At 68.3% G+C, this 7,525-nt stretch carries 6 protein-coding genes; 3 read left to right on the top strand and 3 right to left on the bottom strand.

Features of this window, described 5'->3' with window-relative positions; genetic code table 11:
* A partial coding sequence (locus Amac_RS47915; RefSeq protein WP_155361114.1) for a hypothetical protein occupies positions 1–461 on the bottom strand: 461 nt, incomplete at its 3' end.
* A 681-nt stretch (positions 462–1,142) separates the two neighbouring features.
* On the opposite strand from Amac_RS47915, the gene Amac_RS47910 reads away from it, so the two are divergent.
* Positions 1,143–1,469, top strand: coding sequence for a hypothetical protein (locus tag Amac_RS47910; protein WP_155361113.1), 327 nt, complete (start codon positions 1,143–1,145; stop codon positions 1,467–1,469).
* 33 nt (positions 1,470–1,502) lie between these two features.
* On the opposite strand, the gene Amac_RS47905 is transcribed toward Amac_RS47910, so the two are convergent.
* The gene (locus Amac_RS47905) at positions 1,503–2,780 is read right to left on the bottom strand and encodes a hypothetical protein (protein WP_155361112.1); all 1,278 of its coding nucleotides are present in this window, start codon (positions 2,778–2,780) and stop codon (positions 1,503–1,505) included.
* A gap of 118 nt (positions 2,781–2,898) precedes the next feature.
* Between Amac_RS47905 and Amac_RS47900 the strand changes: the two genes are divergently transcribed.
* Positions 2,899–3,429, top strand: coding sequence for a YbhB/YbcL family Raf kinase inhibitor-like protein (locus Amac_RS47900; RefSeq protein WP_170323026.1), 531 nt, complete (start codon positions 2,899–2,901; stop codon positions 3,427–3,429).
* 62 nt (positions 3,430–3,491) lie between these two features.
* Positions 3,492–4,403: a glycosyltransferase gene (locus Amac_RS47895; protein ID WP_281356415.1), complete on the top strand. Its 912-nt coding sequence runs from the start codon at positions 3,492–3,494 to the stop codon at positions 4,401–4,403.
* Between the two features lie 31 nt (positions 4,404–4,434).
* Here the strand turns inward: Amac_RS47895 and Amac_RS47890 are convergent, their stop codons facing one another.
* The gene (locus tag Amac_RS47890) at positions 4,435–7,509 is read right to left on the bottom strand and encodes a non-ribosomal peptide synthetase (protein WP_155361109.1); all 3,075 of its coding nucleotides are present in this window, start codon (positions 7,507–7,509) and stop codon (positions 4,435–4,437) included.
* Positions 7,510–7,525: the final 16 nt, after the last annotated feature.

Genomic DNA, 7,525 nt, shown 5'->3' with positions numbered 1-7,525 from the left:
GTCTCACCCACGCACACCCCGCAGACCTCGGGCAGGTCGGTCACCGCAATCCGGGAGGCGAGCCGCCGGAACTGGGCCACCAGCACCCCCGAACCCACCGGCTCACCAGAGCCCTCCGGCCCCGCCGAGCAGGCACCGCCGGTGCAGCGGCCAGCGTCAGAGGAACGGCCAGCATCAGCGGGGCTGTCGGTGCAGCGGTCGGCGTCAATGGAGCGGTCGGTGTCGGTGCAGCGGCCGGTGTTGGGGGAGCGGCCGTGGAGGAACTGCGGCCATGCGTTCTGCCGCGGTGTGTTCTGCTGCCCTGCCTCGCCGTCTGCGTCGCTGTAGGCGTCGTCGGCGGAACGCTGGGGCGGGACGTAGTCCGGGTCCAGCACCGTGCCCTTCAAGAACGCGGGCAGCTCGCGTCCGCGGGCGCCCCCCGCACGGGAGGGATCCCGCATGTCGAGCAGTGACCCGAGCATGGAAGGCACCCCCTTTTCGCTCCAGCGGATCCGAACAACTACCCTCACGCTATCGGGTGGCTACGACAAAACCTGGCCTTGATCCGCGACAAAACCGCAGGTCACGCACCCCGCGAAAAGATCTACCCAGCACCATTCCCCGGGTTGAGAGAGTTCTCCGATCCTGGGACAGCGGGTGAAGCGCTGCAGGTCACCGGGTGATCGCCTATGGCATGGCGTAGCCGGAAACGCAACAAGGCCCCATAGAACGGCGGTCACCACACACAACCGATCAAGGGTCTCGTTGTCCGTGTAGTCGGCCACGCCGCCGGTCCTGCCCGCCATCCACGCCATCGCCAATCACTCTGACCAGCACGAACAGGTGAGCAAAGGGCGGCGAACCCGTGGACATCACCGATCTCCGCCAGGCCTGGGCACAGATCCCCCATCCCCGATCCCCGGGACCCGCGCGGCGACCTCACCCGCTGATCGGCATCCTCGCGCTGGTCCAGGCGGCGATCGTATCCGGAGCGGTCTGCCAGGCCGCCATCCGGCACGCGATCCCAACAGCCCCGAGCCGGTCCTGGCGCAGCTCGAAGTCCGGCGCGACCGGTGGACCGGCCGCTACCCAAGCCCCGTCCCCTGATACCGTCGACCCCGACCGGCCGCTACCCAAGCCCCATCCCCCGATACGGTCGACCCGTGTGTGACACGACCGCGCAGCTCAACGCAGCACACCTCGACGCCGCCTACCCCACTCACCGCACCGCCCAGCTCACGATCCATACCACGACCCCCAACAAGCTGATCCCCTTGACCGTGGACGGCAAGACCCAACACGGCACCGCGCACCGCCACGCCCCCGCCCAGCATCAGCTCGGCACCACCTCGCCCGCCACGGCCCGACCATCGCTCAACTCGATACCGGCTGGCTCCAAAACCAATGAGATCACCGCCTTCCAGCCGCCACTGAACCAGCTCTCGGACCTGACGAACACGGTCATCGGAGCGAACATGACGCGGATCTGATGCACCCAGCAAGACAGGGAAATGATCGGTGGCTTAGGGAGTGGGGAGAGCGTCGAGCGTGTGGATCAGTTCGGCGCGTCCGCGGTCTAAGGCGCCACGGAGATCTGCTCCTGCCGGTCCCTGCCAGCGGAGGTGGACCACAGTGGTTCCGCGCCTCACCGCTATCGCGATCTGCGCCGCCGAGTCGCGGTAGGTGGCCTGCGGAGGAAGGCGCCGCTTGCGCACCCCGAGGCTTTCCGTCTCACCGGTCCAGCCACCGTGCCCGAACGGTTCGATCGTTCGTGGAATCCGGATGTACGGCCCGTCGGAGTGATCTTCCCACCAGGAGCACGGCAGGAACGTGTCCTTGTCACCGTTGTCGAGTTTGCGCACCATGCGACGGCGAACCTGCTCCGCTGCCTGCTCATCAGGCAGCACAAGCACCTCTTCCCACAAGGTGATGGAGCCGAACAGCCGCCGTTGCACCCTGGGCACGCCGCCAGCCGCGCCGGGCTCGTACGCGGCGTAAGAACAGAGCAGGTCGTACGCCTGCCGCGCCCGTTCCGCATTCTCCGTACGCAGGGCTTCGGCGTCCGGCCACACGGCGAGTCCCGGGCCGTACTCGGAGATCGGCGGGAGGGCCGCGGCCAGCGCGCTCACGGGCGCGTCCGGCGAGGGACGTTCAGGTGCGGCGCGCGCGGGATCGCCACCCACCGCTGCCAGTACGGCCCCGGCCGCGCCGACACCCTGCTCCAGCCGCGCCCGATCCAGGTCCCCATAGTCGTCGGCCAGCCACCACCAGGAAACCTCGGCGAGCAGCCCGCCGCGATGGGCGACCACCGTCGCGAAGGTGACCGGGTCGCCGTTGTCGGAACTGGTGGGTCGGGTCACCGCCAGCTCGACACCGTCCCAGCCCGCGCGCGTGAACGGCCTGGCCGCAACGGGACGGCAGATCGCCGCGGCCTGGCGTACCGTCCCCGTCAGCCTCGCCGCCTCCTCAGCTGAGGCCAGCCAGATCCGGACATTGATGGGCGTGGCGACCTGGGCCACCCGGAGTTCAGCGGTGTAGGCGGGGACGCCCTGCGGTGGCACTTGCCGGTCCGTGCCTTGCTTGGTGTAGCACTCCGGAGCGAGGGGCACATCCAGCGCACGCGCCCTGCTGTCCGCGGAGGCGGGGGATTCGGCCAGATGCCCGTACAGCCGCCCGGCGATCTGTTCCGCCGAATCCGCCGGCGCCTCGGGGGCGGGAAGCGCGGCTACCGGCGCGCTCCACTGACAGCTCATCGCGAGCAGCGCGATCGCCATCACCGGCACCCACTTCATCTGGCTCATGTCCTATTGGACGCCACGGGCATCGGAGGAGTTTCTCGTTCTAAGAGCTTTGTCGATCAGCTGGCGCCGACCTCGCCTGGCATCGCCATTTCAATATCCGGCCGCTTATCCTGTGCGCATGAAGATCGGCAAGCTTGGCGTTGTCGGCGGTGTGTTGTTTCTGGCGAACGTTCTCCCCGGGTGCTCGGCTGAGGGCGGTGCGTCTGCGGGTGCTCTGAAGGTGAGCAGTGCGGCGTTCGCCGAAGGTGCCGCGATCCCTCAGAAACACGCGTGCGCCCGGATGGAAGGTCAGGACGTTTCGCCCCCGCTGACCTGGAGTGGAATACCCGAATCGGCTAGCGAGCTGGCGATTGTGGTGAACGATTCGGACGCTCGCGGCGGGACGTACATTCACTGGATCGTGACCGGCATTCCTGTCTCCGCGACGGGCGCGAGCGAGGGCCAGGCCCCTGGTCAGGTGCTGCCGGGCACCAACAGCACGGCTGCTTATTCGGGCCCTTGTCCGGCCAGCGGCGAACATCACTACCATTTCATCGTGTACGCCCTGAAGAGCCCGATCGAGCCGAACGGCAGCGCAAAAGCGGTGCACGAGCAGATCAAGGCTGCGGCGATCACCTCAGGCGAGACTGTCGGCACCTGGAAACGCTGATTCGAGATGGATCGGTTTTCGGCTGAGGAAACGAAGGGAACGGCTCGTTGAAGTGCAGTGTTGTGATTCCGACGTACAACCGAGTGGAATTGCTTCGGCACACGCTCAACTCGCTCGTCTGGCAGAGCCTGCCGAAGGAGCAGTTCGAGGTGCTGGTCGCCGATGACGGTTCCGACGACTCCACCGCCGAGCTGGTGGAGACGTTCCGGGGGCGTCTCAACCTGCGCTATTTCTTCCAGGAGCGTGACGGTTTTCAGGTCGCGAAGGCCCGCAACCTCGGCATCTCCCATGCCGAGGGCGAGGTGTGCGTCATGCTGGACTGCGGGGTGCTCGCGCATTCTGACCTGCTGCGGGCCCATCTCGACAGCCACGAGGCCGCAGATGTCCCGCTCGCCGTCTGCGGTTACGTCTACTGCTTCCACGTGAACAACGACTTCGCCAAGCTGATGGACCAGGTCATCGACTACGACGACCCCGACATCACCATCGCGAAGCTGAAGGCCAGGAAGTTGTGGCTGGACGTGCGCGAGACCTTCTACGGCAAGTACGGCGACAACATCGCCGACCTGCCCGCGCCCTGGCTGAACTTCTGGACCTGCAACGTGTCGGCGCGCACCGAGCAGCTGCGCTCGGTCGGGATGTTCGACGAGGCGTTCCGGCGCTGGGGCGGCGAGGATCTCGACCTCGGCTACCGCCTGCACCGGGACGGCGCCCGCTTCGTGCTGAACCGGCAGGCCGCGGCCGTGCACTGCCCGCACGAGAAGGACTTCGACGACAACATCGTCCAGGTGACGGAGAACTACAAGTACATGGCGGAGAAGTACAAGACGCCGATCATCGAACTCCTGCTCTCGGTGGGGGACGCCGTCGGGAACCTCGACTTCTTCACGCTCAACGACGTGATCCGGGAGCGCGGCCTGCCGCAGTGCGCCGACTATCTGGCGGCGCAGCAGGGGGCGCACTCAGCGTCTTGACGATGAATGTTTCATCGAATTTCCGGATTTTTCAGGGGCGGTCGAGGAGCCGTTCGGCCTCTTCCTCGGACAGCTCCGACAGTTCCGACAGCAGCCGCTCCTCCAACTCGGCGGCGAGCTCGGCCACCGTGCGATGGGTGAACATCGTCAAGATCGGCAGTTCCACCCCCGCCAGCGCCCGCAGCCGGGCACTGACCCGCACGGCGAGCAGGGAGTGCCCGCCGAGCCGGAAGAAGTCGTCTACCGCGCTGACCCGCTCCAGGCCGAGCAACTCGCACCAGATGTCGGCGACCAGTTCCTCGGCGTCCCCGCTGGGGGCGACGAACCTCGTCTCGGGCGCCTGCGGGGCAGGGAGCGCCCGCCGGTCGAGTTTGCCGTTGGGCGTCAGCGGCAGCGCTTCGAGCCGGATGAACCAGGCGGGCACCAGGTAGGCGGGCAGGCGTTCGGCCAGCTCCGCGCGCACGCCGTCCGGGTCCACCTCGCCGACGAGGTAGGCGACCAGATTCTCCTCGTGTACGGCGGCGACCGCCGCCACCACGCCAGGCACGGCCTCGCAGGCCGCTTCCACTTCGCCCAGCTCGATCCGGTGGCCGCGCAGTTTGACCTGGTTGTCGGCGCGGCCGAGGAATTCCAGGCTGCCGTCGTCATGCCAGCGCACCCGATCGCCGGTCCGGTACAAACGCCCACCCGCCGATCCGAACGGATCGGGGACGAACCGCTCGGCGGTCAGGCCGGGCCGTCCCAGGTAGCCGTGTGCGACCCCCGCACCGCCGATGACCAGTTCGCCGGGTACGCCCTGGCGGACCAGTTCGAGGTGATCACCGACGACGTACACCTGGGTTCCCCGGATGGGGCCGCCGATGCGCACCTCGCCCAGGCTGGCGGGGACGGGCCAGGCGGTTGACCAGATTGTGGTCTCGGTCGGCCCGTAGACGTTGAACAGCCGTCCGGCGGCGGCTCGCAGTCGGTTCGCCAGTTCGCCGCTGAGGGCTTCGCCGCCTACCAGGGCGGTCAGTGCCGGGTCGCGGAGCCCACATTCCAGCAACACGCGCCAGCCGGACGGGGTGGCTTGGACGTGGGTGATTCCGGCCTGCTGGATCAGCCGGACCTGCTGGAAGCCGTCGGCCGCGGTGTCGGCGATCTCCACCCGGCCTCCGGTGGCCAGCGGCAGATAGAGCTCGAGGGCGGAGATGTCGAACGACAGGGAGGTCAGCCCCAGCCAGACGTCCTGGGATGTCGCGCCGACCAGGTCCGCCATCGCGGCGAGCAGGTTCCCGAGCGCGGCATGCGGCACCGCGACCCCCTTGGGGCGGCCGGTCGAACCGGAGGTGTAGAGCACGTACGCGGTGTCGTCGCCGCGCACGCGCGTCCGGCGGAATTCCTGCCCGCGCTCCGGCTCGTCCACCAGCACGGTTCGCACGGCATGGGCGGGCAGGACGGCGGCGGTCTCGCGGCTCGCGAGCACCAGGGAAGCGCCGCAGTCGGCCAGGACGAAGGCCAGCCGTGCGGCCGGGTAGTCGGGATCGAGCGGCACGTACGCGGCGCCGGTCCGCTGCACGGCCAGTAGCGCCACCAGCGCCTCCACCGACCGGGGCAGGCACACCGCCACACGGTCCCCGGGCCGTACCCCCAGCTGGGCGGCCAGCTCGTCGGCGCGGCGGTCGAGCTCGGCGTAGCTCAGCCGCACCGGCCCGCAACTCACCGCGATCGCCTCCGGCCGGAGCACGACCTGCTCGGAGAAGAGGTCGGGAAACAGCCTTCGCTCGGGCGGTGCCACCCGATTCCAGTCGTGGATCAACAGGTTGCGTTCAGCGCCGGAGGGGGCCGTGAGGTGCGACAGCCGTACCTGAGGATCATCGGCGATCCGGGACAGCAGGGATTCGAAGTCGCGGGCGAAGCGCTCGATCGTGTCCGCGTCGAACAGGTCGCGGTTGTAGACGAGCATCATCAGCCACTCGCCGCCGTGCTCGAAGATGTCGAGCTTCAGCTCGTACGGCGAGTGGGTGAAGCCGGTCTCGAGCCAGTGGGTTTGCAGCCCGGCCAGCCGGATGGCCTGGTCGCTCGCGTCGTAGGTCATCCCGAACGTCGTCTGGAACAAAGGCGGGCGGCTGAGATCGCGTTCGATGTCCAGCGCGGTGAGCAGCCTTTCGAGCGGCAGCTTCCGATGCCGGAGCGCGGTCATCAAGCGGGACCGCGTCCGATGCATCAACTCCCGGAACGTCGGGTCGCCGGACAGATCCGCCCTCAGCACCGCGACGCTGGCGAAGTAACCGATCAGCTGGTCGTCCTCCTGGCCGTCCCTTCCGGCCGTCGGAAAGCCGACGCAAAAGTCATGCTGACCGCTCCGCGCGGCGAGTAGCGCCTGGTAGGCGGCCATGAGCGCCATGAACGGCGTGCACCGCGCCGCAGCGGCAACCGCCGCGAAGCGCGCCACCAGCGGCCCGCGCAACTTGTGCCGGACGAGAGCGCTGTCGGGACTCGCGACGGCCGGCCGACGCCGGTCGGTGGACAATTGCAACGGCGGCGCGTCGGCCAGCTGATCCTTCCAGTACGCCAGCGACTCGCCGTCGGCGGTCTCCGCGCGGACGAAATCCGCCCACCGCGCCCGCAACGGCGGCAGTGGCGAGGGCTCACCTTTGCAGAACGCGGAGTACAGATCGGACAGCTCGCCCAGGAGGATGCCGATCGAACGCCCATCCGCGACGACATGATGCATGACCACCGACAGGACATGCTCCTCCGGGCCGGTCCTGATCAGCGTGACCCGGATCAGCCGATCCCTGGCCAGGTCGAACGGCCGGGCGGCCAGCCCGGCCACCAGCGCCTCCACCGACCCCTCGCAAGTCAGGGTCTCCAGCCCGAAATCTCCGGGCGGATCGATGACCTGCGAAGGACTGCCGTCCACGGCCGGAAACCTGGCACGCAGCGCTTCGTGACGCGCGACGATCTCCTGAAACGCGCAGGTCAGCGCCGAGACATCGAGCGGTCCGATGAGCCGGGCGGTGTGGGAAAGATGGTAGGTGGGGTCGGCGGGATCGACCTGCTGCAGAAACCAGAGGCGTTCCTGGTCGGCGGAGAGCGGAAGCCGGTTCACCTCGGCAGACATCGGCGGATCTCCTTTG

It is taken from the genome of Acrocarpospora macrocephala (genome assembly GCF_009687865.1).
GTDB classification, from domain to species: Bacteria; Actinomycetota; Actinomycetes; order Streptosporangiales; family Streptosporangiaceae; genus Acrocarpospora; species Acrocarpospora macrocephala.
The sequence above is the reverse complement of the archived record's forward strand: the minus strand, read 5'-3'. Positions and strand labels throughout refer to the sequence as shown.

Bases quoted from the DNA above. Each gene is read 5' to 3' on its own strand.
- Amac_RS47905 (WP_155361112.1), bottom strand. From the start codon at position 2,780: ATGAGCCAGATGAAGTGGGTGCCGGTGATGGCGATCGCGCTGCTCGCG.
- Amac_RS47900 (WP_170323026.1), top strand. From the start codon at position 2,899: ATGAAGATCGGCAAGCTTGGCGTTGTCGGCGGTGTGTTGTTTCTGGCG.
- Amac_RS47890 (WP_155361109.1), bottom strand. From the start codon at position 7,509: ATGTCTGCCGAGGTGAACCGGCTTCCGCTCTCCGCCGACCAGGAACGC.